The sequence below is a fragment of the Vibrio sp. Y176 genome, assembly GCF_033438945.1.
In genome coordinates this window covers 1-570 of sequence record NZ_JAWOQS010000912.1, presented here as the reverse complement: position 1 = coordinate 570, position 570 = coordinate 1, and the positions used below count along the sequence as shown (strand labels likewise).

Sequence of the window (570 nt, the reverse complement as noted above, 5' to 3'; positions counted from 1 at the left end):
TTTAAAGAACTGTACTTGTTTGATTGGCGAGGATTTTTCTGACGACGCTCAGTTAAACGCGTTGCTCACCGATGAAGCGTATCAGCATTTTATCCTTTATCCGTCGGAGCAATCACAGTGCCTTTCAGACATCGCGTGTACCGAGAGCGAGCGCACAAGAAAAACACGCCTAATTTTGCTCGATGGCACGTGGAAAAAAGCCTATAAAATGTGGCAGCTTTCCACCAACTTGCACGCTTTAACCACAGTAAAGCTTCCCGAGGATTTACAAGGTCACTATACAATTCGTAAAGCGCCTTCAGACAACAGTCTTTCGACAGTGGAAGCAGGGTTTTATGCGTTGAGTTTGTTGGAGCCGGATAACGACTTCTCGCCGCTACTCAATGCTTTTGACAGGATGATTGAATTTCAAATCGCCCAGATGCCTCCGGGCGTATTTGAAAAGAATTATTTGAACAAGTAGAACAGTCTACAAAACAATAGAAGAGAACAATTGGCGGTGTAGCTTTTGCGCATGACCATCGGTCATTGCGGATATGTAATCGGCAATGACTCGCATTTTGCCACTAT

General features: G+C 44.6%; 2 protein-coding genes. One reads left to right on the top strand and one right to left on the bottom strand.

Annotated features, from left to right (window positions below; genetic code table 11):
* A partial coding sequence (locus R7O13_RS29375; RefSeq protein WP_318305525.1) for a tRNA-uridine aminocarboxypropyltransferase occupies positions 1 to 463 on the top strand: 463 nt, incomplete at its 5' end.
* Positions 464 to 469: 6 nt separating this feature from the next.
* On the opposite strand, the gene R7O13_RS29370 is transcribed toward R7O13_RS29375, so the two are convergent.
* The coding region (locus tag R7O13_RS29370; RefSeq protein WP_318305526.1) for a hypothetical protein at positions 470 to 570 on the bottom strand (101 nt) is incomplete at its 5' end.